The sequence below is a fragment of the Streptomyces sp. CY-1 genome (assembly GCF_047218265.1).
Taxonomy (GTDB): Bacteria; Actinomycetota; Actinomycetes; order Streptomycetales; family Streptomycetaceae; genus Streptomyces; species Streptomyces niphimycinicus.
This window is the reverse complement of sequence record NZ_CP178393.1, coordinates 37,764-59,091: the sequence shown is the minus strand read 5'-3', so window position 1 is coordinate 59,091 and position 21,328 is coordinate 37,764. Positions and strand designations below refer to the sequence as shown.

20 protein-coding genes and 5 pseudogenes are annotated in these 21,328 nt (G+C 68.1%); 13 read left to right on the top strand and 12 right to left on the bottom strand.

All coding sequences use genetic code 11. The annotated features are described in order from the left end of the window. Window positions 1-9 precede the first annotated feature (9 nt). The 5 genes from ACK1X7_RS00315 (at window position 10) to ACK1X7_RS00295 (ending at window position 5,934) form a co-directional block, all read left to right on the top strand. A complete protein-coding gene (locus ACK1X7_RS00315) occupies window positions 10-1,731 on the top strand; it encodes a dihydroxy-acid dehydratase (protein ID WP_413114473.1) in 1,722 nt (573 codons plus the stop codon). Then, window positions 1,728-3,008, top strand: coding sequence for an aconitase X (locus ACK1X7_RS00310; protein WP_385152206.1), 1,281 nt, complete (start codon window positions 1,728-1,730; stop codon window positions 3,006-3,008). The genes ACK1X7_RS00315 and ACK1X7_RS00310 overlap by 4 nt, the downstream gene beginning before the upstream one ends. Continuing rightward, window positions 3,005-3,481: an aconitase X swivel domain-containing protein gene (locus ACK1X7_RS00305; RefSeq protein WP_385152203.1), complete on the top strand. Its 477-nt coding sequence runs from the start codon at window positions 3,005-3,007 to the stop codon at window positions 3,479-3,481. Before ACK1X7_RS00310 ends, ACK1X7_RS00305 begins: the two co-directional genes overlap by 4 nt. A 43-nt stretch (window positions 3,482-3,524) precedes the next feature. Then, a complete protein-coding gene (locus ACK1X7_RS00300) occupies window positions 3,525-4,943 on the top strand; it encodes an MFS transporter (RefSeq protein ID WP_413114472.1) in 1,419 nt (472 codons plus the stop codon). 172 nt (window positions 4,944-5,115) lie between these two features. Then, window positions 5,116-5,934, top strand: a complete 819-nt coding sequence (locus ACK1X7_RS00295; RefSeq protein ID WP_413116835.1) for a recombinase family protein — start codon at window positions 5,116-5,118, stop codon at window positions 5,932-5,934. 333 nt (window positions 5,935-6,267) lie between these two features. On the opposite strand, the gene ACK1X7_RS00290 is transcribed toward ACK1X7_RS00295, so the two are convergent. Beyond that, on the bottom strand, window positions 6,268-6,690 hold the full coding sequence (locus ACK1X7_RS00290; protein ID WP_385158321.1) for a hypothetical protein: 423 nt from the start codon (window positions 6,688-6,690) through the stop codon (window positions 6,268-6,270). A 542-nt stretch (window positions 6,691-7,232) separates the two neighbouring features. Between ACK1X7_RS00290 and ACK1X7_RS00285 the strand changes: the two genes are divergently transcribed. Both ACK1X7_RS00285 and ACK1X7_RS00280 read left to right on the top strand, forming a co-directional pair. Continuing rightward, window positions 7,233-8,150: an NADP-dependent oxidoreductase gene (locus ACK1X7_RS00285; protein WP_413114471.1), complete on the top strand. Its 918-nt coding sequence runs from the start codon at window positions 7,233-7,235 to the stop codon at window positions 8,148-8,150. 818 nt (window positions 8,151-8,968) lie between these two features. Continuing rightward, window positions 8,969-9,196 carry a helicase associated domain-containing protein gene (locus ACK1X7_RS00280; protein ID WP_413114470.1) on the top strand — a complete coding sequence of 76 codons (228 nt, stop codon included), beginning with the start codon at window positions 8,969-8,971 and terminating at the stop codon, window positions 9,194-9,196. Between the two features lie 45 nt (window positions 9,197-9,241). Here the strand turns inward: ACK1X7_RS00280 and ACK1X7_RS00275 are convergent. The 4 genes and pseudogenes from ACK1X7_RS00275 to ACK1X7_RS00260 all read right to left on the bottom strand — a co-directional run. Then, window positions 9,242-9,415, bottom strand: a pseudogene (locus tag ACK1X7_RS00275) (hypothetical protein); the annotation flags it as partial. 77 nt (window positions 9,416-9,492) lie between these two features. Continuing rightward, window positions 9,493-9,972, bottom strand: coding sequence for a hypothetical protein (locus ACK1X7_RS00270; RefSeq protein WP_413116974.1), 480 nt, complete (start codon window positions 9,970-9,972; stop codon window positions 9,493-9,495). A gap of 250 nt (window positions 9,973-10,222) precedes the next feature. Further along, window positions 10,223-10,447: pseudogene (locus ACK1X7_RS00265) on the bottom strand (HNH endonuclease); the annotation flags it as partial. Window positions 10,448-10,807: 360 nt separating this feature from the next. Beyond that, a complete protein-coding gene (locus tag ACK1X7_RS00260; RefSeq protein ID WP_413114469.1) occupies window positions 10,808-12,343 on the bottom strand; it encodes an MFS transporter in 1,536 nt (511 codons plus the stop codon). A gap of 116 nt (window positions 12,344-12,459) precedes the next feature. Between ACK1X7_RS00260 and ACK1X7_RS00255 the strand changes: the two genes are divergently transcribed. Then, window positions 12,460-12,825 carry a winged helix-turn-helix transcriptional regulator gene (locus ACK1X7_RS00255; protein ID WP_390795380.1) on the top strand — a complete coding sequence of 122 codons (366 nt, stop codon included), beginning with the start codon at window positions 12,460-12,462 and terminating at the stop codon, window positions 12,823-12,825. Window positions 12,826-12,852: 27 nt separating this feature from the next. Here ACK1X7_RS00255 and ACK1X7_RS00250 read toward each other — a convergent pair. The 3 genes and pseudogenes from ACK1X7_RS00250 to ACK1X7_RS00240 all read right to left on the bottom strand — a co-directional run bounded on the left by ACK1X7_RS00250 (window position 12,853) and on the right by ACK1X7_RS00240 (window position 14,329). Then, window positions 12,853-13,893, bottom strand: a pseudogene (locus ACK1X7_RS00250) (malonic semialdehyde reductase). Next, window positions 13,869-14,228 (bottom strand): transposase, encoded by a 360-nt coding sequence (locus tag ACK1X7_RS00245; protein WP_413114468.1) that lies wholly within the window; start codon window positions 14,226-14,228, stop codon window positions 13,869-13,871. Before ACK1X7_RS00245 ends, ACK1X7_RS00250 begins: the two are co-directional and overlap by 25 nt. After that, a complete protein-coding gene (locus ACK1X7_RS00240; RefSeq protein WP_413114467.1) occupies window positions 14,225-14,329 on the bottom strand; it encodes a transposase in 105 nt (34 codons plus the stop codon). Before ACK1X7_RS00240 ends, ACK1X7_RS00245 begins: the two co-directional genes overlap by 4 nt. 359 nt (window positions 14,330-14,688) lie before the next feature. On the opposite strand from ACK1X7_RS00240, the pseudogene ACK1X7_RS00235 reads away from it, so the two are divergent. The 3 genes and pseudogenes from ACK1X7_RS00235 to ACK1X7_RS00225 form a co-directional block, all read left to right on the top strand. Next, window positions 14,689-15,342 (top strand): annotated as a pseudogene (locus ACK1X7_RS00235) (transposase family protein); the annotation flags it as partial. Window positions 15,343-15,491: 149 nt separating this feature from the next. Next, window positions 15,492-15,890: a GNAT family N-acetyltransferase gene (locus tag ACK1X7_RS00230; RefSeq protein WP_413114466.1), complete on the top strand. Its 399-nt coding sequence runs from the start codon at window positions 15,492-15,494 to the stop codon at window positions 15,888-15,890. Between the two features lie 42 nt (window positions 15,891-15,932). Beyond that, a pseudogene (locus ACK1X7_RS00225) lies at window positions 15,933-16,778 on the top strand (IS5 family transposase). 9 nt (window positions 16,779-16,787) lie between these two features. Here the strand turns inward: ACK1X7_RS00225 and ACK1X7_RS00220 are convergent. After that, on the bottom strand, window positions 16,788-17,363 hold the full coding sequence (locus tag ACK1X7_RS00220; RefSeq protein WP_413114465.1) for a TetR/AcrR family transcriptional regulator: 576 nt from the start codon (window positions 17,361-17,363) through the stop codon (window positions 16,788-16,790). A 74-nt stretch (window positions 17,364-17,437) separates the two neighbouring features. On the opposite strand from ACK1X7_RS00220, the gene ACK1X7_RS00215 reads away from it, so the two are divergent. Further along, window positions 17,438-18,487, top strand: coding sequence for a zinc-binding dehydrogenase (locus ACK1X7_RS00215; RefSeq protein ID WP_413116834.1), 1,050 nt, complete (start codon window positions 17,438-17,440; stop codon window positions 18,485-18,487). Window positions 18,488-18,552: 65 nt separating this feature from the next. Beyond that, on the top strand, window positions 18,553-18,744 hold the full coding sequence (locus ACK1X7_RS00210; protein WP_413114464.1) for a hypothetical protein: 192 nt from the start codon (window positions 18,553-18,555) through the stop codon (window positions 18,742-18,744). A 145-nt stretch (window positions 18,745-18,889) separates the two neighbouring features. Here the strand turns inward: ACK1X7_RS00210 and ACK1X7_RS00205 are convergent, their stop codons facing one another. From ACK1X7_RS00205 to ACK1X7_RS00195, 3 genes are all read right to left on the bottom strand, one after another. Continuing rightward, on the bottom strand, window positions 18,890-19,855 hold the full coding sequence (locus tag ACK1X7_RS00205) for an amidohydrolase family protein (protein ID WP_413114463.1): 966 nt from the start codon (window positions 19,853-19,855) through the stop codon (window positions 18,890-18,892). A 124-nt stretch (window positions 19,856-19,979) separates the two neighbouring features. After that, window positions 19,980-20,528 carry a hypothetical protein gene (locus ACK1X7_RS00200; protein WP_390795383.1) on the bottom strand — a complete coding sequence of 183 codons (549 nt, stop codon included), beginning with the start codon at window positions 20,526-20,528 and terminating at the stop codon, window positions 19,980-19,982. Window positions 20,529-20,574: 46 nt separating this feature from the next. Beyond that, entirely contained in the window at window positions 20,575-20,895 is a 321-nt protein-coding gene (locus ACK1X7_RS00195; protein WP_390795384.1) for a hypothetical protein, read from the bottom strand. Window positions 20,896-21,328 lie beyond the last annotated feature (433 nt).

Sequence of the window (21,328 nt, the reverse complement as noted above, 5' to 3'; positions counted from 1 at the left end):
GCCGCCACCATGACCGACCTGCGCAGCAACTACCCGCCGGGCAGCTCGCCGTGGGCGGTGCGTCGCGCCCAGTGGCGGGCGCTCGGCCTCACCGACGAGGACATGGCCAAACCGAAGATCGCCATCGTCAACTCGTCGTCGCAGCTTGCCACGTGCTACAGCCATCTCGACGACGTCGCCGCCGCCGCGAAGGAGGCCATCGCCGGAGCCGGCGGCATCGGGTTCGAGATCCGCACCGTCGCCCCCAGCGACTTCATCCACAGCGCGGGCGGCCGGGGCGGCTACATCCTCTCCGCTCGCGACCTGATCACCCATGACATCGAGGCCTCGGTCGAGGGCGCCCAGCTCGACGGCATGCTGTGCCTCGCGTCCTGCGACAAGACCGCCCCCGGCCAGTTGATGGCCGCCGCTCGCCTCGACCTGCCGACGGTGATCGTCGGCTGCGGCTACCAGCCCTGCGGAACCTTCGCGGGGCGCCACTGCGACATCGAGGACGTGTTCCTCGGGGCCGGACACTACGCCCAGGGCCGTATCGGACTCGACGAGCTGACCGGTATGAGCGAGAACGCCGTCGCCGGGCCGGGCGTCTGCGCGGGGATGGGTACCGCCAACTCCATGCACATCGCCTGCGAAGCGCTCGGCATGGCTCTGCCCGGCTCCACACCGGTCCTCGCCAACAGCGCTCGTATGTGGGCCGATGTACGGACGGCGGGCCGCCGCGTCGTCGGCCTTGTACACGAGGACCTGCGCCCGCGCTCCCTGCTCACCCGGGACGCCTTCATCAACGCCGTCACCGTCATGCTCGCCATCAGCGCCTCCATCAACTCCGTCAAGCATCTTCAGGCGGTCGCCGAAGAGGCCCGGACCGGCATCGACGTGTACGGCCTGTACGAACAGCTCGCCGACCGGATCCCCCTGCTGACAGCCGTCCGGCCCAACGGTCCCCATTCCATAGAGGAGTTCGAGGCGGCGGGTGGTGCGAGGGGCGTGATGCGGGAGCTGCGCGACGTGCTGTGCACCGACGCGCTGACCGTGACCGGCCGTACCCTCGGCGAGGAACTCGCCGCGCCCGACGGCGCCGGCCCACGCCCCGCCGCGGACACCGAGGTGATCCGCCCCCTCGACCGTCCGTTGGGCCGCGGGCCCACCATCGTCCTGGTCCGCGGCAGCCTCGCCCCGGCGACCGGCATCGTGAAACTCGCCGTTGACGAGGAACGCCCGGCGGTCTTCACCGGCCCGGCCGTGGTGTACGAGTCGCCGCAGGACGCCCTCGAAGGGCTGCGAGCCGGGGACGTCCGGCCCGGGCAGGTGCTGGTGCTGCGCGGCCTGGGGCCCAAGGGCACCCCCGGTATGGGCATGGCGTCCCGACCGGTGTTCGCCCTGGATGGTGCCGGGTTGACCGGGAAGGTGGCCGTTGTCACCGACGGGCAGCTCTCCGGCCTCGTCAACAAGGGCATCGTCGTCGGAGAGGTCTCCCCGGAAGCCGCCGATCAAGGACCGCTCGCCCTTGTCCGGGACGGCGACACCGTCTCCATCGACCTCGCCGCGCGCCGTGCCGATCTCCTCGTACCGGACGAGGAGTTGGCAGTCCGCGCCGCCGCGCCCGCGCGCACCTGGGACGCCGACGACAAGGGCGGCTGGCTCTCGGTGTACCGGCGCACCGTGCGCCCGCTCCAAGAGGGCGCCGTCCTCTCCCCGCGGACCAGCACGGAAGGAGAACGCCCCGCATGAAGCTCAGCGACGCCGACAAGGCGATGCTCGACGGCACGGAAGGACCGGCCGTCGCCGCTGCCATGGACCTCCTCGTCCGCTACGGCCGTGCCTTGGACGCGGAAGAACTCTGCGACGTCCGCAACGTCGCCGGCACCATGACCCAGCCCTCACCGGTCAAGGCCCGGCTCGTCCGGGAAGGCGGCTGGCACAAGGCGTACGCGGTCCTCAACCTCGACAGCGACGACGACTTCACCATTCCCGACATGAAGGTGCCCACCTGCCAGTTGCAGCAGAGCTTCGGGCCCGACGCGGAGGGCGTCGCCCCCTACCCGCCGGAGCTGGTCCAGATGCAAACGGACGCCGAGGCGTTCTACGGCCGTAAGGGCGTCAACATTCTCGCCACCTGCACCCCCTATCAGGTCGGCAACATCCCCGTGCGCGGTGAGCACATCGCGTGGATGGAGTCCTCGGCCGTCGTCTACGCCAACTCGGTGCTTGGCGCCCGCACCAACTGCGAGGGCACCGCCTCCACGGGCGCCGCCTCCCTCACCGGCCGTATCCCGTGCTGGGGCAACCACCACCCCGCCAACCGCGTCGGCACGCACCACATCGATGTGACGACACGGGTCGGCGGACCGCTCGACTGGGGCATGCTCGGCTACTTCGCGGGTGGCATCGTCCAGGAGCAACGCCCGGTCGTCACCGGAGGGCTGGCCCAGCCGGACCTGCTGGACCTGAAGCACTTCGGTGCGGCGGCCGCCTCATCGGGCGGCGTGGAGATCTACCACCTTCCGGGTATCACGCCCGAAGCGCCCACCCTGGAAGGCGCCTTCGGGGGGCACCCGGTACCCGAGGCGATCACCTACGGCGAGCGCGAGCGCAAGGCCGTCTACGACGACCTGAACTCCCAGGGAAGCTGCTCCGATGTCGACTTCGTCCTCCTCGGCTGCCCGCACGCCTCCCTCGACCAGGTCCGCGATACCGCCCGGCTCCTCGACGGGCGCCGCCTCGCCTCCGGCACCCAGTTGTGGCTGATGGTGCCGCGCGCCCTGCGCACGACCGCCGACCGCAACGGCTGGACGGGGACCATCGAGCGCGCCGGAGGCCGTGTCCTCACCGACTCGTGCCCGGCCATGTCCCGCTCCGCGCCCCCCGGCACGAAGGTCTTCGCCACCGACTCGGCGAAACAGGCTCACTATCTGCCCGCGATCCTCGGCATCGAAGCCTGGTTCGGCACGCTCGCGGAGTGTGTCGACGCCGCGGTCACCGGCCGATGGCGAGGAGGGCAGCGATGACCGCCCGACCGTCGGCCGAAGGAGAGCGTCCGGCGACTGTCGCCCCCGCCACACCGCTCACCCTCCACGGCCGCACCGTCGTCCCCGGCATCGCGGAGGGCGAGGCCCTCGTGTCCGCCGAGACCATCTCCGGCTGGGGCGGCATCGATCCGGCGCGCGGCGTCGTCATCGAACGCCGCCATCCGCTGTACGGCCAGTCCTTCGCCGGGAAAATCCTGGTCTTCCCCGGGGCCAAGGGGTCCTCCGGGTGGGCCGGGTTCTTCCAGGCCACCCGGCTGTCCGGCACCGCGCCCCTCGGCATGCTCTTCGTGGCGATGTCCTCCAAAGCCGCACTGGGCGCCGTGGTGACCCGCGTTCCCACCATGACCGGACTGGACCGCGACCCACTGACCGTGATCCGCACCGGCGATCAGGTTCGCATCGACGCCGACCACGGCACGGTCACCGTCCAGCCCGCCGACGCCGGACCTTGAGCACGACGCGCCTCATCCACCCCTCAACGACGAGGACTCGCCCATGAGAACCACACCACCGGTCATGGAACTCGCCCCAGTCACGGAGCGGCAGCGCGCGAGCCGCTCCTGGCTGCTGATGTACGGCGTCTGCTGCCTCATCACCTTCCTCGATGGCTTCGACTTCCAGATCCTGTCCTTCGCCGCCACCTACATCCGGCACGACTTCGACCTCACCGGCACCGAGATCGGCACCCTCGGTACGGTCGGCCTGTTCGGCACCATGATCGGCGCGCTGATCATGGGCTACCTCGCGGACCGGGTCGGCCGCCGTCCGACGATCCTGGCCTCGGTCGTCGGCTTCGGTGCCTTCATGATGGCCTTCGCCTACGCCGACACCTATGCCCATCTGTTCGCCCTGCGCTTCGTCTCGGGCCTCTTCCTCGGCGGCGTCCTGCCGCTGACCTGGGCGCTCGCCGCCGAGTACGCGCCCAAACGGTTCCGGGCCACCGGCGTCGCCATCACCATGGCCGGTTACACACTCGGCGGGGCGGCCGGTGGCCCCGTCTCCAACTGGCTGGTGCCCGAGCACGGCTGGCGCTCGGTATTCGTCCTCGGCGGTGCGTGTTCGCTGCTCGCCGTGGTGGCCGTGTGGTTCTTCGTGCCCGGGTCCGTGAAGTTCTTGGCGCTGCGCGCCCGACCTGGCAGCGACGAGAGGATCGCCCGCACTCTGCGCCGCCTCCAGCCGGGCCTGGCCATCGAGCCGGGCACGCGCTTCACCACCGGCGACCCCCAACAGGCCGCCGCGACCATGGGGTTCACGCCCGCATCCCTGTTCCGCGGCCCGTTGGCGGGCATCACCCCGCTGCTGTGGCTGGTCTACCTGCTCTCCTCGGCGCTGATCTACTTCATGGTCTTCTGGACCCCGATGATCAATGAACGGATGGGCTTCAGCGTGAGCGCCGCCGCGACCATAGCGGCCGCGGCCAGCGTCGCCGGGGCGATCGGTCAACTCGCCATCAGCCGGTTCGTCGACCGCAAGGGCGCCGGTACCATCCTGTGGATGCCGCTGTTCGCGGTGGCCTGCATGCTCACCCTGGGCCTGGGGGCACTCGCGCCCGTGGTGTACGCGGGGTTCGTCATCTGCGCCAAGATGTTCGTCAACGGTGGCCACGGCGGCATCACCAGTATCGCCGGCACGTTCTACCCGACCGCGATCCGTGCCAACGGAGCCGCCTGGGCATCGTCCGTGGCCAAGATCGGCGCGATGATCGGCCCCTGGCTCGGCGGCGTCCTGCTGGACACCGGCCTCGGCGCCCGCGGTGCCTTCGAGGTGTTCGCGATCTGCCCGGCGGTGATGGTTGTGCTCCTCATCGCCCTGGGGCGGGCCCAGCGTAGGCTCCCGGCCGACGCGGAGGGTGCACTGGTGAGGGAAACGCCGGATCCCGCCGACGCGGAGGCGCGTCCGGTGCCCCACAGATGACCGCGCGCGTCGGCATCGTTTGATGACAGACGGCCGGCGCGTCCAATGAACCCGTGCAATCCGGGGGTTCACGGCGGCTCGAGTCCGATCAGATCCGCTGGTGATTGATGACAGGGTTTGACGACAGCTAGGGTCCGATCCTCCGCACGGAAGGGGCCCCTCGGCGGCGAAGCTGGTCTACAAGCGGGTCTCGACCGACCAGCAGTCCACCGCCCGGCAAAACCTCGTCCTTCACGAGGCCGGCATCGAGGACCCGGTTGTCTTCGAGGAGGACGGCGGCACCTCCAGCCGCCTCCACCCCCTCCAGCGCCCGAAGCTCCGCGAACTGCTCACCTACGCGCGGCCGGGCGACACCGTCCACATCTCCGAGATGTTCCGCCTCGTCCGCGGCACCGGCCACATCCTCGATGTCCTCCACCGCGACCGCCTCGCCCTGCGCATCCACGACGGCGCGTTCTCCGCCATGGACCTCACCGCCCGCCACCCGCGCACCGGCGAGCGGCTGTCCACCGTGAAGTTCATGGTGCAGACCCTCGCCGCCGCCGGCGACCTTCAACGCGACCTCCAACGCGAGCTGACCTACGACGGACTGCGGGCCGCCGAAGCCCAGGGCAGCAAGGGCGGCCGCCGCCCCGCCGTCCCGGCCGACAAGACCGAGGCCGTCCGTACCGCCTACCTGGAGAGCCGATCCATCGCCGCTCTCGCCCGCGACCACGGCGTCAGCCGCGGCGCTATCCGCACCGCCGTCGCCGACCTCATGCCCGGCCACACCGCCATCGAGGAGGACGCCCCAGCCCCGGAGCTGCCGGTCATGGGCATCGACCCCGCCGGCAGCATCTACCGGTACACCAACAACGACGCCAGCGGCACCAACCCGTGGATCAAGATCCCCGGCGCCGCCACCGACATCGGCGCGGGCGCCGACGGCACCGCGTGGCACGTCAACAGCGCCGGCGACATCTACCGGTACACCGGCGACCAGCCGAGCTGATACCGGCTCTGTGCGAGCCCCTTGCCGGGACGGGCCGGGGGCCCGCACGGATGGCTTGGCCAGTACGCCCTGTACTTCAACTACTCAACCCGGGCGCCGACGTCGAAACCTCAGCAGTTCAGAGAAGTCACCAAACCGAAGCTGACAGCTCCACTCCAGACGGAACATGGGCCACCTCCTACGCCCCCCTGGGATGTCCCAGCGTAGTGTAGGGTCTCAAGATCCGTGTCCTAATCTCACAGTCGATGGCCGCCCGGTGGCAGATCGGACACGATTCTGAGAACGGCTGGTCAGTCCACTCACGCTCTGGAGACCGAGCGAGCAAGTAAGGCATCACACGATGATGATGCCAACTACACCGCCCACAATTGCTGTGATCAGGACGACATAGCTGACCGCCTTCACAGCGTTGGGATGCTTTAGCTTCCCGTCATATGAATCGGTGAGCGAAGCGATATAGATCTGTCCCATCACAATCAACAAGATCCCTACCACCACCGCCCCCGGAAGGCCGGCGAACCACCTGATCCAGGCTGGTGCTCCATGCCCTCTCGCAGTGATCAACGCAGCCACTTCAAGGAAGGTCAAGACGACCAGGTTGAATGTCTGGAAGTAGAGATCAATGTCGTACCAGACGGTTTGTGAAATGGATCCATCAATGCGCACCTGATGCTGGTGACGGGCTTCCACGACGATCGCCAGAATCACAACGGGGATCACCTGGGCCAGTACCGCAGCGAAATTTTCCTCGCTCATGCGGCGATATTGGCAGGCCAGTGGGATGGAAAGGCGGAGGTTGATCGGTGAGCTTCAGGCAGCCCGGCATGGCCACACTAATGGCTGAGCCTGCTGGATTTGAAGGCAGTTGCACGCAAGTACGGCTGCCTGGAGTAAGAGAGTCCAACGATCTTGGCAAACCAGGAGAGGCCATACCTCTGAGACTGATCCGTTGTCCTGGCGACTTGAGACAGCGGAACAACGAATGGTCAGAACGCACGCCCAGGCCGTGAACTCCCAGAACCTGCAATCACCCAGCTGTTGGGTCTTACGGCTGATGTCGTAATCGCACGAGCCGTGTCGTACCGATGTCGTATACGACATCGCCGTGAGACTAGCGCGTGGGTGGGTGTTGCTGCCCTGGGTGTGGTGCTCGTCGAGCTCCTGTTGGACTCGACGCGTTTCAGTGGTCCGTCCGTCTGTGGTGACGGATCTCGTTGCCGTTCCTCTGTGGGCTAATCAGCCACTCCATGGATTGGGCGGCGCACAGAGTCGGCGAGACGAGATATACGGAGGTACCAGTGAAGGCAATCGTCGCGACGGATCCGGCTGCGGAAGCAGCTGGGATCACACTCGCGGAGCGGCCTGAGCCGACGCCGGCGATCAACGACGTCGTCGTTGAAGTCCTTGCGTCGGGCTTCGTCCCCGCGGAGTGGGAGTGGCCCTCGACGTGGGTCGATCGCGCCGGTCGCGATCGAGCCCAGGCGATCATCGGCCACGAGTTCGCCGGAGTGGTCACCTCCCTCGGCTACGGCACGACGGGGCTCTCGCTGGGACAGCGGGTGTTCGGGATCACGGACTGGCACCGCGATGGAACTCTGGCCGAGTACGCGGCCGTGGAGGCACGCAACCTGGCGCCGCTGCCGGGAAACGTCGACTTCACGGTGGGTGCGAGCCTGCCGATCTCCGGCCTGACCGCGTGGCAAGGTCTGTTCCAGCACGGTCGTCTTCAGGCGGGGCAGAGCGTCCTCGCACACGGCGCCGCCGGCGCAGTCGGGTCTGTGGTTACGCAGCTCGCCCGGGAGTTCGGCGCCTACGTCATCGGTACCGGGCGGGCGGCGGACCGCCAGGCGGCGCTCGACTTCGGCGCGAACGAGTTCCTCGACCTCGCCACCGAGGATCTCGACGACATCGGCGGGGTCGACGTGGTCTTCGATGTCATCGGCGCTGACGTCCAAAGGCGCTCGGCGAGAATCATCCGGCCTGGCGGGACGCTGGTGTCGGTGGTCGGGCCTGTTGAGGCTCGCCCTGTCGACGGCTTGGCGGTCGACTTCGTCGTCGAGTCCGTTCCGAGTCAGCTGGTGGAGATCGTCGACCGGGTGCGGGACGGGCGCCTTCGCATGCACATCGGAACCGTCGCGGCCCTCGACGACGCCGTCCCTGCGCTCAACCCGACCGAGCGGCGCAAGGGCAAGACCGTCATTCGCGTGCACCCCTGAGCGTCCTGGGATGAGCCAACAGCGGTGGTGGGCTGGATGACCGCTGACCTGCCCGGTGTCGGACGAGGAAATGCCACGGACTTGAGACTGATCATGGTGACACGGCCGTAAGACAACCAAGAAAGCCCAGGTCGCAAAAGATCGACATGTCGGACGCGGCGAGACCCTACACGTAGACACGCCAACGGCAGAGTGCCCAGCTCAGACCGCTGCCGGCCTGATGCAGGTACTGGAGCCCGGCCCCTGCTGGGTGCGCTGGGGCGACCGGCGGGCGATGCCGCCCCCGTCGGCTTCAGGGCGTGGAGAGATGACGGGCATCGCAGGTGGTGCACGGGTTCGCTGCCCGGCCGGGTGAGCTCGCGCAGCGCCTGGTCGAGCGTGAGGTCCGTGCCACTGGTCGGTATCCAGCATGACTCGTGGTGGATGCCCCGGCGTCCGGGGCCGCCGGCGGGCGCGGGCAGATGCTGCACGCTCCACCGGCCGACCGGGGCGGCGGGGGAGGAGCGGGGTGGTCGGGCTGGCCGGTGTTTCCGCCGGGTCGGCACGGAGGAATAGTCGGTGCCCTCGATGGCGCTGATCAGGCGATCACGATCGAGCCGGGCTCGACCGTGATGCGGTTCGGCAGCCGTCCCGGCCTTTGGTGAAGGTTTTGGAAGGTCTACGCGCTCACGACGAAGAGGCCGTCGAGTTGCTGGCCATTCCGCAGGAACCACAGAAGGACGTAGCGCAGCCGTCCGAGTACATCGGCGCAGCACCCCGGAGATGATGAGGAGGAATCCCGTCTCCTGCTCCGTTTTGCCGCCCCCAGGGACCCGGCGATGGTCGCGGACTGGGTGAGCTTCAACGTGATCGACACCGAGCGGCAGGACTGGGCCCGCGGCTGGGCGAAACTCAAGGCGTTCACGGAGCGTGAGGGGCACGCCCGCGTTCCGTACGAGCACAAGGAGGGCGCGTTCCCACTGGGGACCTGGGTGGCTGAGCACGGGAAGCTCACCGCGGACAAGCTCCAGGCGCCGGCCGCGCTCGGGCTGGAGTGGGCCGCGTGACGGCATGATCGTTGTGCCCGCTCCGATTATTCGGAATGGGCTCGGTCAAGAAGCCACGGCCGACGTCGGTGCCTGAGGCTGGGATCGGACCGCAGCCTTCCTCCAGGGCGCTGCGGGATCTCCCAAGGTGTCGAGCATGAGTTGGCACCAGGTGATGGCTGTATTGGCAGCCAGTCGGGCGTGGCGGATTCCAAGGTTGGTGGGCGCGCTGGACTGGCCATGTCCAGTGCCTTATCCGCGGTTGCGCAGCTCCGCTACGCCCACGGCGATCGAGGCCACGCCACCAAGGATCTTCTTCACCGCGTCAGTGCCGTCCGGGCCGGGGCGGCGGCCGAGGCGTCGAGATGGAGCGCCTTCTGGGCCTCGACGAGGGCCGGCACCTTCGTGTGCTCGTCGAAGGTGATTCCCCGTTCCCGCAGTACCGTCTTCGCGGTCGCTTCGATCATCTGCTTGGCGCTTCCGATCGCGGCGGCTGGATCGTCCGCGATGGTGCGGCTGACCCGTTCCAGTTTCGCAAGGATGCCCGACGGGTCGGTCAGCTTCTCCAAGTACCCCGTGGTGACTGGCCAGCGCTGCCACGAGATCCGTCCACGCTCGTCTACGCTCAGGCTGTCGCGTTCCAGCTTGACGGTGACTTCCTCCAGCCAGTTGCCCTCCCAGCCGCTCTGTCGGTAGTAGCAGATGAAGTCTTCGAAAACGAGAAGAGCACGTGAGACTTGGGCGTAGTCCGTCCAATCGACCGCAGCGGCGTACGTCTCGAACGTGGTGCGGCGCACGCTGCTGTCGTCGTAGTTCAGTTCGTCCTCGGGAACGGGAGCGAATGTGGTTCTGCCACGCCTCGGCCACAAGGCGCACCGTCATGTCGGTCGCCGGCGAGCGGAACTCCTTGCGTGTGGCGCGACTGACGAGGTCTCTGCGGTACGACGACATGTTCAGACGATACGGCTCGCCGCTGACCTTGGAAGCCCAATTTCCCGGCTCCTGCCCCGCCTCCCCGTCAACCTCTGGGAGGTGGCCACTTCCGCGGCGGCTGTTGCACGAGCGGCAGAGCGTGCGCAGGTTCCCTATCCCGTGCCGACCTCCTGCCGACTGGTGCTGTATGTGATCGATGGTGAGGTCGTCTTCGGAACCGCATGCCAGACACCGGAAGCCGTCATGCCTGAGGACGGCTATCCCCGTGGTTTGGCGCGGCCGTTGGTCCACCAGCGGCAGCAGGATACGGCCCAGGTGCGCGCAGCGACTGCACAGCATGTGGTTATCCGACGTCACGGTCGACCCCCCTCTACAGCGAGCGGAAGGCCTGAGGCCGAGGACCCCCCCCGACCGTCGCAGGCCTCCAACTTGCCACTAGGCGCAGTGCACGTACCGAGCGGAAACGAAGATCCCCGACAGCGCCAGGTACTCACACTGACCTGACTGTTCTCCGGGCAGAGAAGCGATGAGATCGCCCGGCTCCGGGTGGGCTGCAGTCGATCACCATCCTCCCGGCCTGACTCAACGAGCCAGACCATCGAAGGGAGTCGACCTTGGGAGATCGAAGTGGTCCACTTTTGAGGTTTCGCCGACACACACCCACACGCCGACGCTGCGGCATCCACTGACGCTCGCTGGTCAACTCCTCTTCGGCGGGCGCAACAGGACGGCCGCCATGACGGCAGTGACGACCAGCCCGGCCGCGGCGATGGCCACCACGGTCGTAAAGCCGTGGTCGTACGCCTGTTGTGCCGCGCGCCGCAGCGCCTGCGCGGTCTGGGACGGAAGATGCTCGGTGAGGTCCGCGGCGTCCGCTAACGACTCCTCGGCCGTCGCCCGCCCGTCCGGGCCGAGCCCCGGTACCTGGGGCAGGCCGGTTCGGTACACGGCCGTCAGGACGGTGCCGAGGACGGCAACGCCGAGACCCGCGCCGAGTTCGAAAGCTGTCTCCTGGATGGCGGCCGCTTCCCCGGAGCGTTCCGGCTGCGCGGCGCTCATGATGGAATCGGCGCCCAGGGTCATCACGATGCCGGCGCCGTATCCCGCGCCCAGCAGCGGCACGACCAGCACCCCGTAGTAGGCGGTGTCGCCGACGGCGGCCATGGCGGCGAGAGCGGTGGCGAAGAGGGCGAGGGCCCCGGTGAGCGCCCACCGGTTGCCCCACCGGTTCGCGGCCCAGGGCGCCGTGACAGCGCCGATGGCGTTGGCGCCGGCCAGTGGCATCAGTGCGAGTCCGGCGCGCAGCGGTGAGTACTCGCCCACCTGCTGGAGCCACTGGGTGAGGAAGAACAGGAGGGCGACGTAAGAGCCGAAGCAGCCGATGACGCACAAGGTGGCGGTGGTGAAGCGGCGCTCGCGGAAGAGGGAGAAGTCCAGCAGCGGCTCGGCGATGCGCCGCTGACGGCGTACGAAGACGTAGAGCAGGACGCTTCCGGCGACGGCCGTGGTGACGATGACGCCGTTCACCCCGGCGTGCTCGCCAGCCTGTTTGAGGGCGTAGACCACGCCGGCCAGGCCGGTGACGGACAGCGCCACACTGGCCAGGTCCCAGCGGCGGGGAACGGGGTTTTGGGACTCGGGGATGACCCGGGCACCGACGGCCAGGATGACGACGATCACGGGGACATTGATCAGGAAGACCGCGCCCCAGCCCCACTTCGCGGTGACCAGACCGCCAGCCAGCGGACCGATCGTGGCGCCGACGCTGTGGGCGGCTGTCCAGATGCCGATGGCCACGGCCCGTTCGCGGTCGTCGGTGAAGACGACCCTGATGATCGCCACAGTGGACGCCATGATCATCGCCGCGCCGACTCCGAGCACGGCGCGCGCGGCGATCAGATGCGCCGTCGATGTCGAGAAGGCGGCCGCCGCCGACGCGAGGCCGAAGGTGACAAAGCCGCTGAGCACCATGCGGCGCCGGCCGATCCGGTCTCCGAGGGTGCCGCAGGTCACCAGCAGGGCCGCGAGCGTGAGCGAATACACGTCGACGATCCACAGCAGCCCGGCGGGAGAGGGCTTGAGCTCCCGGCTCATGCTGGGTACGGCGACGTGCAGCACGGTGAGGTCGATACCGCACAGCAGCAGGCTGCCCGACACCACGGCCAGTACCAGCCACCGCCGCCTCGGCGGGGCGGCCGCGGTCTCCCCATGCTCCGTCTCTTCGATTGCTCGCATCGGTGCGGGTGCCTCCTCGTTTGACATATTCTCAGTATCAGGATGTACCGACACGAACAACAAGTACGGTCTTTGCTATCCCCTAGTACCACGCTGTATACCAATGGAGGTCAGTCGTGCGTTCCAGCGTCGAAAACGCACCGGAACACTGCGCGATCGAGTTCGCCATGGAGATGCTCGGAGGGCGCTGGAAGCTTGCCATTCTCAAGCGGCTGGCCACGGACACCCATCGATTCGGTGAACTCAGGCGCGCACTGCCGGGCATCACCCAGCGCATGCTGACCCGCCAGTTACGGGAACTTGAAGCCGACGGCCTGGTGACGCGGACCGTATACCGCGAAGTGCCGCCGCGGGTCGAGTACGCGCTCACCGAGGTCGGGCACAGCCTGGACGCCATCACGGAGGAGTTGGACAAGTGGGGCCGCTGGTACCGCGAGACAGTGCGTCCCGAAGGCCCGTCCGGCCGTCGCCCACCCGCGTGACCTGGGCGACGGCCGGACGACGCGGCGTCACAGTGTCGTACACACCTCACTGTGGGACAAGCGGGGTCCGCGCGGCCGCTCCCCGGAGCACTCGGGCCGCCCGATGTTCACCACGAGCAGCGCCGACAGGTCGCCGGACGGGAAGAACTCCCGGTTGACGCCGTCCTCATCGAAGCCGCTCATGGGGCCGGCGGCAAGACTCGCAGCCCGTATGCCGATGATGAAATAGGCAGCCTGCAGGGTGCCGTTCAGCAACGCGGACCGTTCCCGTAGCGCGGGGTTCTCGGCCTAGAGATCCGCAGCTCCGGGAAATGTGGGGAACAACCTGGAAAGTTTGCCGTGGAATTCGTTGTCCACCGCCAGCAGAGCGGTCAGCGGTGCCCGCAGGGTTTTCTCCCGGTTGCTCCGCGAGAGATGAACAGCCAGCCGTGTACGGCTTTCCTGGGAGCGGAGCAGAAGAATCCTGAGAGGCTGCTGGTTGACAGCAGTCGGGCCGAAGCGGACCAGGTCGTACACAGCCCGGATCGTGTCGTCGGGGACCGGTTCGCTGGTGAAACGGTCCGCGGTACGCGCCTGCCGGAACAGCAGGTCCTGAGCGCTCGCATCCAGAACCAGCCGGGGCTTCGTGGTGCCGTTGAAGATGTAGTCGCGCTTGTCGTACCGGGTGGCCACGGCGCGGAACTGCTTCCACTTGTTCACGCACCGCTCGACCGCGTTGCGGCGACAGTACTGGGTCTTGTCGAAGGCCGGGGGCCGACCACCGGAGCGTCCGCGGCGCTTGCGGTGGGCCCGCTGGTCGTCGGGCTGTGCGATGGTGGCTTTGATACCGCGCCGTCGCAGGTAGTCGCGGTTGTCGCGGCTGGAGTACGCCTTGTCGCCGCGCACCCGGTCCGGCCGGCTGCGCGGGCGGCCCGGGCCGCGGTGCCGGATGCGTAAGCCGTTCAGCACCGGGGCGAACATCGGGCTGTCACCGCGCTGACCCGGCGAGGTCAGCCAGTGCAGCGGGCGGGCCCGGTCGTCGGAGAGCAGACGCACTTTGCTGGTCAGCCCGCCCCGCGAGCGTCCCAACGCCTCACACCCATCTGCCTCCTCACGGGCCCCGCCCCCTTTTGCGGGTGGTCGGCCGGAGGCTTGCGGGGTGCCCCGGCCGCGTGCTGATGCGCCCGGCAGGAGGTCGAGTCGATGTTCACGGTCCACTCCTGCCGGGACACCTGGCGGGTGAGCGCCCCATCCGGGTCACCTTCATCTGCCTCGATCTGCAACTCCTGAAGGATGACCTGCCAGGTGCCGTCGGCCGACCAGCGCCGGTGACGCTCGTAGACGGTCTGCCAGGGACCGTACCAATCCGGCAGATCCAGCCAGGGCACCCCAGTCCGGGCCCGGAAAAGCCCCCCGTTGATCACTCTGCGGTGATCGCCCACTGCCCGCCCGGCTTGCCGTTGCCGGGCAGCAGGGGTTCGATCGTCTGCCACTGCGCGTCCGTGAGCTCGTGTCGCCGCACCATACGGGCGTCCTGCCCGACCAACCACGAGATCCACCCAGTCCACCAAGAGCCATCAGAAACGCCCTAGCCGACTGGGTCGCCAGAAGGCCTCAAGGACGCAGGATCATCGGGACGATGGGCTGGGCGTGATCGCCGGCGTCGCGTGCACTGACGACACCGGCGCGCTGGACCCCCGGTCGTCGCAGCGCCTGGCCGCCAGTGTGTCGAGCGCGGTCTCCTGGTGTGTGTGCCTTCCACACTCGGCGGCGCCATGCTCAAGATCATGCCGCCGGTCACGACGTCCGAATCCGAGCTCGCTGAAGCGCTGGCTGTCTTCAACGCGGCCACTGATGCTGTCTGACTCGCCTGACGTCGCAACGTGGCGGCGTCTGACCGCAGGCCGACGGGCTCTGCTCGCCTTGGCTCACCTGCGGTGCGGCGATACCTATGCCCAGCTCGCCGCCGGGTTCCGCATCGGCATCGCGACCGTCTACCGCTACGTACGCGAGGCCATCGACGTCCTGGCCGCCCTCGCACCGGCCCTGACCGAGGCGATGGACACCATCCGGACCAAGGCGTTCGTGATCCTGGACGGCACTCTCCTGCCGATCGACCGGATCGCCGTCGACACCCCGTACTACTCCGGGAAACACAAGCGCCACGGCATGAACGTCCAGGTCCTCACCGATCCGTTCGGCCGGCTGCTGTGGGCGTCCCCCGCCCTGCCCGGATCCACCCACGATCTGACCGCCGCACGCACCCACGGGATCACAGACGCGCTTGCCGCGGCCGACCTGAAGTGCTGGGCGGACAAGGCGTACCAAGGCGCCGGCCACCCCGCCCGCGTCCCGTTCCGCGGCCGTCGGCTCAAGCGATGGAAGCGCCGACACAACAGCAGTCACACCAAGATCCGCTGCCTGGCCGAGCAGGCCATCGCAGTCCTGAAGAGCTGGCGACTCCTACGGAAGCTCCGCTGCAGTACCAACCGCATCACCGCGATCGTCCAGGCCGTACTCGTCCTCCATCACGCGTAGCGTGAGGTTGGAAAAGGCTCCAGGTCGTCCTGGAAGACGGCTAATGGTGGAGTCGGGTATTGGAACTCCCGGAATGCCTCTGACTGAAGGGGCATAGGCCCCGAAAAAAGAGGGCTGAGCCGGACGTCTCCCGACCTACGATGCGGCCCATGACGATCACGTATGAGTGGCGCGGCGACTTCGACAACGCTGCCGTCAACGCGCTCCACGCGGAGGCGTTCGGTCACGCCCAGATGCCCATCGATTGGCAGACACAAGTGCACCGTCACAGCCTCGGCTGGGTCTGTGCCCGAGAAGACGGCAGGCTCGTAGGGTTTGTCAACGTCGCCTGGGACGGTGGCGTCCATGCCTTCGTTCTCGACACGATGGTCGCTCAGGGCATGCGCAAGACCGGTGTCGGGACCGAACTCGTGACGACCGCAGCGCAGGGCGCCCGTGCAGCGGACTGCGAATGGCTCCACGTTGACTTTGAAGAGCATCTGCGTCCCTTCTACTTCGACGCGTGCGGCTTCAGACCGACGGACGCAGGGCTCATCCCCCTGCGCTAGGGTCCGTCTTCAAAGATCATCCGGGTGGTGGATCATGGTGTCGTGGTACGTCGTCATGAACTCACTGACCAGGAGTGGGAGTTACTCGCTCCGTTGATACCCCGGGCCGCGATGGGGCGGCCTCGGGTGGAGGACCGGCAGGTCATCAACGGGATATTCTATAAGATCCGCACCGGGATCTCCTGGCGTGACCTGCCGGAACGCTACGGGCCGTGGAAGACCGTGTACCCCCGCTTCCGCCGCTACGCCCTCGACGGGGTGTTTACCCAAGCCCTGCAGCCGATCCAAGCTCACGCCGACGCGGCCGGCGACATCGACTGGCTGGTCCAGATCGACTCCACCATCGTCCGCGCCCAGCAGCATGCCGCCGCCACCGGCCGAAAAGGGGGCGGCATCGGCAGGACGAACCGGACGATCACGCCCTCGGTCGATCCCGAGGCGGGCTGACCACCAAGACAGCAAGGGCCGCCCACTCGCGATCCTCGTGACGCCCGGCCAACGCCACGACAGTGTCTGCGCACGCCCTCTGCTGGAACGGATCCGTGTTCCCCGCACCGGCCTGGGCCGACCTCGGTGCAGGCCCACCAGGTCATCGCAGACAAGGCTTACAGCTCCCGCGGCTTCCGCGCCTACCTGCGAAGACGCGGCATCGCACACACCATCCCGGAGAAGACCGATCAGCAGCGCCACCGGCGGAACCGGGGCCGCCGAGGCGGCAGACCACCCGGGTTCGGCCAAGAGGCCTACCGTCGGCGCAACATCGTCGAGCGCTGCTTCAACCGGCTCAAGGGCTTCCGCGGGATCGCCACCAGATACGAGAAGACCGCCACTTCCTACGAAGCGGCGGTCACCCTCGCATCGTTCCTGCTCTGGGCAAGATCCGTTTGAAGACGGACCCTAGTGGCGGGGCGATGTGCCGGTTTGGACCAGGGCTCGTGCCAGGTCGGTGCTCTCCGGAAGGCTGTCGAGCGAGAGGGGCTGCGTGGCGACAGCACCCTCATGCAGCACGAGGAGTTGGGTAGCGAGGGTGGCCGGGTGTGAGCAGCCCGCTGTGGTGGCGAGTTCCTTGAACAGGTTCAGCAGCCAGAGCTTCTGGTTCGCGGCGATGCGGTGTGCGGGATGCGAGGAGTCCGGGAGTTCGGCGAGTGCGTTGATGAAGGCGCATCCGCGGGTGTTGGTTTCGCTCCAGGTCCGCAGTGCCTCGAAGGGCGCGGTGACGGCCTCGGCGGGGGTGTCGCTGGCGTCGACGACGGCACGGACGAGTGACCGCCAGCGTTGGTCGCGCTCCGTGAGATAAGTCGCCACGAGGTGGTCTTTCGAACCGAACTGGTTGTACAGGGTCCGCTTGGTTACTCCTGAGTGCTTCGCGATCAGATCTACGCCGACCGCTGTGATTCCGCGGTTGTAGAACAACTCCTCTGCGGCCGCCACGATGCGGCGGCCGGCCGGCGTCGTAGGTCGCGCTTCCTGCACTGCGGGTCCCTTCACTGATCGGTGTACGGTGGGGGATGTTCACAGATCAGTATACCTGCGAGGAGGTTCAAGCGATGGGTGTGTCCGATTTCATGCGAGCGGTGCGCATCACCAGGCACGGAGGACCGGAGGTCCTTGAGCTGACGGAGGTCGCCGTCCCCGCCCCTCGGGCAGGGGAGGTGCTGGTCCGGGTCAGCGCAGTAGCGCTGAACAACACCGACCTGTGGACTCGGGAGGGCGCCTACGGCCGTCCGGGAGACCCGAAGGCGATGTCGGGCTGGCGCGGCCCGATCGACTTCCCGCGTATCCAGGGCGCCGACGTGGCCGGCCGCGTCGTGGCCGTCGGGAACGGAGTGGAGGGGGGCCTCGTCGGACGCCGAGTGGTCGTCGACCCCGCGATCTACGACACCGAAGCGCCGGACGCCAACCCGGTGGGCCTGATGGGGAGCGAACGCGACGGCGGATACGCCGAGTACGTGACAGCGCCGGTAGAGCGTGTACATGACGTGACGGAATCGCCGCTCACGGACGACCAGCTCGCGACGTTGCCGACCGCCTACGGCACGGCGCTGGGCATGATCGAGCGAGGCCGGCTGCGGAAGGGGGAAACCGCCCTGGTCTCGGGAGCGTCCGGCGGCGTCGGCCTCGCGCTGATGCAGATCGCCCGTGCGCGCGGCGCAAGGGTGCTCGCCATCAGCAGCGGACCCAAGATCGATGCGGTGCGCGCAGCAGGCGCGCACGAAGTCATCGACCGCGCAGGAGACGTCGCCGAGCAGATCCGCACCGCCGCCCCGGAGGGCATCGACGTCGCACTCGACGTCGTGGCCGGCGAACTGGTCAGCGAGGGGCTGCCGCTACTGCGCGAAGGGGGCCGGTGGGTCATCGCCGGCGCACTCGGTGGCTACGACGTGACGTTCGATGTGCGCCGCCTCTACCTGCACAACGCCCAGGTCATCGGGTCCGCGATGCACACGCCCACACACTTCGACCTCCTCATGAAGTTGGCCCGTCGGGCCGAGGTCCAGCCCGTCATCGCCGCGACCTTCCCACTGAACCAGGCTGCTCAGGCGCAGGAAGAACTCTCCCGCAGGGGGCACGTGGGAAAGATCGTCATGCACCCCTGAGCTCCATCCGACGGATCACGGGCGGAGCCATAAGCGGACCGCCCCTGCTCGCCGACACCTGCGAGATGTGCGGGTCGCACGACGGTGTCGAAGTGCACCATATTCGGCACCTCAAAGGCCTGACCGTCCGGGGGCAGGCCCTCAAGCCCGCCTGGGCCCAGGTGATGGCCGCCCGCCGTCGGAAAACCCTGGTCGTCTGCCGCGTCTGCCACGAGGACATCCACTACGGTGCGAGTCGCTCACGGCAGAACTCATGAGAAGAAAGGGCGCTGGAGAGCCGGATGCGGTTACAAGCCGCAACCTGGCCACCAACCTGCCCCGCCCCGGCTCACCCCGCGCGCAGCAGAGCCGGCACTGCGGCGGCCGGCAGTGCATGGGCTCGGGTCTCCAAGGCAGCGATCTTCAGGCCGTCGTGACCTGTCGGCCGACTCGGGCTGCGGCTCGCGGGAACAAAGGCAGCGCATTGCGGCCGATGGCTTCGAGTTGATCACGGGGTAGCCCGGTGAAGTCCGCCACGGCGTGCCGGTTGGTTTCCAGCGTGTGCTCCGTGCTGCAAGGAACGCCGGAGTCCGAGCCGTACACGATGTGCTCGGGTGATGTCATGGCCAGGGCTGGTGCGAGGGTGTGGATGGTGCCGGTGGCGGCGGTGTCCAGATACAGCCGGGCGAGGTGGTCCCGTATCTCGCTCTGGGTGAGTCCGTTCGGGTTCGGCACCCATGCCTCGGTGCCCAGCAGATGCAGGCGGCCGGACAAGGCAGGCAGCGCACCGCCGCAGTGCGCAACGATCAGCCGCATGTTCGGGAACCTGCGGAAGATGCCCGCGTAGAGCATGTCGATGACCGTACGGGCGGTTTCGAAGGCGACTTCCAGCAAGGGGCTGGGCCGCCCCATGGACGCCGCGGCGTAGGCGTCCGGGTGGGCGAACACGGTCGAACCTCGGCGATCGAGTTCGGCCCAGACCGGTTCCAGACTTGCATCGCCCAGGTAGACCCCGTTGTAGTGGCAGGTCACCGCGAACCCGTCCGCGTGCAGTTCGCTGGAGGCCCGCTCGATTTCGGCGAGGGCGACGGCAGGGTCGTCGGTGGGCAGGGCCGCGAGCAGACCGAACCTCGCCGGATGGTCCGCCACGACCGACGCTCCGTAGTCGTTGGACGCCCGAAGGGCGTCCGGAGTCTTGGGGACGTTGCTCAACAACTGCATCGCGACACCCGCGCGATCCATGTAGTCCAGCGTCCCGTCGACCGTCCATTGGTAGGGCTCCGGCGCAAGGAACTGCGCTTCACGCATCGCATGCCAGCGCGCTTCGCGTTCCTCGGGCGTGGTGGGTGGGGTGAAATGGGCGTGCACGTCGATCACATCAGGGATCATCACCGTCAGGTCCTTACTTCCACAGGGTCGCCAATGCCGGGCCAACCGCCCCCGCTGCATCAACAGTGCATCGAGGGTCGCAGTGAAGGAAGCACATACCTTCCATGGTGCATATAGGCCGGCTCTATGGCACGGCGGACGACGGCTCGGTCCCCGAGCAGCACTGAGACCGCCGGCGGTTGGCTCCATGGTGGCGGGCTCGGCGACCGAACCGCAGCCCCAAGGGGTGCCCCCAGGCCCCCGGCCCCGAGGCCGCGCCACCGGTCACCGCCAGAAGCGCCGCGGCCGGGCGGAAGTGCGCGTGGCGTGCGGTGTCGCGGGGCGAGAGAACCCCGCCGGTGGTGCAGACCCTGAGCACGTCGGCTCCGGCCCGGATGACCTCGCGGGCCCGTTTGCGCATCTCCTCCGGACCGTCCACAGCACCCTCCGGCCGACCCGGGGCGCGGCGAAGGACGCGACGTAGGTCCCGGAAGGCGACCAGCCGTCGTTGTGCTCGCCGGTCTGACTGAGGATCGTGATCGCGATGCGCAGCCGGGCCCTCGATCAGCCCGTCCTCCACGGCTTGGCGGACGCCGAGGTCGGCACCGCCGGCGTCGAGCACGGTGGTGATGCCGCAGTCCAGAGTGGCGGCGAGGTTGCGTACCACTTCGAAGTAGCCGTAGGAGAAGGCCAATTCAAGCTTTGCACAGATCAGCCAATTCAATCCCTGTGCAGTTGGCTCACATCGACGGCGTGGGCACGTACCAGCGCAGGTGATGTGGGTCGAGTCCGAGGTCAGTGTGCTGGGCAAGGTGGTGTGCGTCGTGGTAGCGGACGCCGGCCTCGGCGAGCAGCCGTCCGCCGTTGTAACCGTCGCCCGCCGGACGTGCCAGGTGCGGGTACTGCTGGGCATCCTCATAGGTGGCCAGGACGGCCAGCAGCAGGTTGTCGGTACCGGGATCGTGGCGACCACGCTGCTTGGCCTGCGCGATCGTTTCGAGTCCCGCCCAGACGACCGGCGCCTGGGCGTAGTTGGGCCGCGCCCGTGAGAACAGCCACATCGCCCATTGCCGCCAGCCATATGTGCGGTACTTGATGCGCCCGAGCGTCGCGGGGGCGTCGCAGTTCGGCGTCGACCCGGTATTCGGCGGCCCCCAGGAGGATCCTCGCGGTGATCAGGGACCCCTCGCCCTGGACGAAGCCGGTGCAGGTGGCGATGACACCCCAGCACATCATGAGGCAGGGCCAGCCAGCGGCGGGGGCCGAACCGGTGCAGGGCCAGGTTGCTGGGTATCTGGAGGGCGATGTAGCCGGCGGAGAAGATGCTGGTGGCGAAGCCGAAGGCGGCGCCGCTCAACCCGAGGTCGGTGTTCATGGTCAGGGCTGCGGTACCCATGTTGACGCGGTCCAGGAAGGCAGCCGTGTACATGAGCAGCACCAGGGGCACAAGGCGCCAGGTGACCTTGCGCAGCGCGCGCCGCGGCACTGCCTCGA

Coding starts and splice junctions, on each gene's coding strand:
- ACK1X7_RS00195 (WP_390795384.1), bottom strand. CDS start 20,895: ATGTGGCTGTTCTCACGGGCGCGGCCCAACTACGCCCAGGCGCCGGTC.
- ACK1X7_RS00290 (WP_385158321.1), bottom strand. CDS start 6,690: ATGAGCGAGGAAAATTTCGCTGCGGTACTGGCCCAGGTGATCCCCGTT.
- ACK1X7_RS00305 (WP_385152203.1), top strand. CDS start 3,005: ATGACCGCCCGACCGTCGGCCGAAGGAGAGCGTCCGGCGACTGTCGCC.
- ACK1X7_RS00215 (WP_413116834.1), top strand. CDS start 17,438: ATGGGTGTGTCCGATTTCATGCGAGCGGTGCGCATCACCAGGCACGGA.
- ACK1X7_RS00300 (WP_413114472.1), top strand. CDS start 3,525: ATGAGAACCACACCACCGGTCATGGAACTCGCCCCAGTCACGGAGCGG.
- ACK1X7_RS00210 (WP_413114464.1), top strand. CDS start 18,553: ATGTGCGGGTCGCACGACGGTGTCGAAGTGCACCATATTCGGCACCTC.
- ACK1X7_RS00205 (WP_413114463.1), bottom strand. CDS start 19,855: ATGATCCCTGATGTGATCGACGTGCACGCCCATTTCACCCCACCCACC.
- ACK1X7_RS00280 (WP_413114470.1), top strand. CDS start 8,969: ATGGTCGCGGACTGGGTGAGCTTCAACGTGATCGACACCGAGCGGCAG.
- ACK1X7_RS00260 (WP_413114469.1), bottom strand. CDS start 12,343: ATGCGAGCAATCGAAGAGACGGAGCATGGGGAGACCGCGGCCGCCCCG.
- ACK1X7_RS00310 (WP_385152206.1), top strand. CDS start 1,728: ATGAAGCTCAGCGACGCCGACAAGGCGATGCTCGACGGCACGGAAGGA.
- ACK1X7_RS00230 (WP_413114466.1), top strand. CDS start 15,492: ATGACGATCACGTATGAGTGGCGCGGCGACTTCGACAACGCTGCCGTC.
- ACK1X7_RS00315 (WP_413114473.1), top strand. CDS start 10: ATGACCGACCTGCGCAGCAACTACCCGCCGGGCAGCTCGCCGTGGGCG.
- ACK1X7_RS00240 (WP_413114467.1), bottom strand. CDS start 14,329: ATGGTGCGGCGACACGAGCTCACGGACGCGCAGTGGCAGACGATCGAA.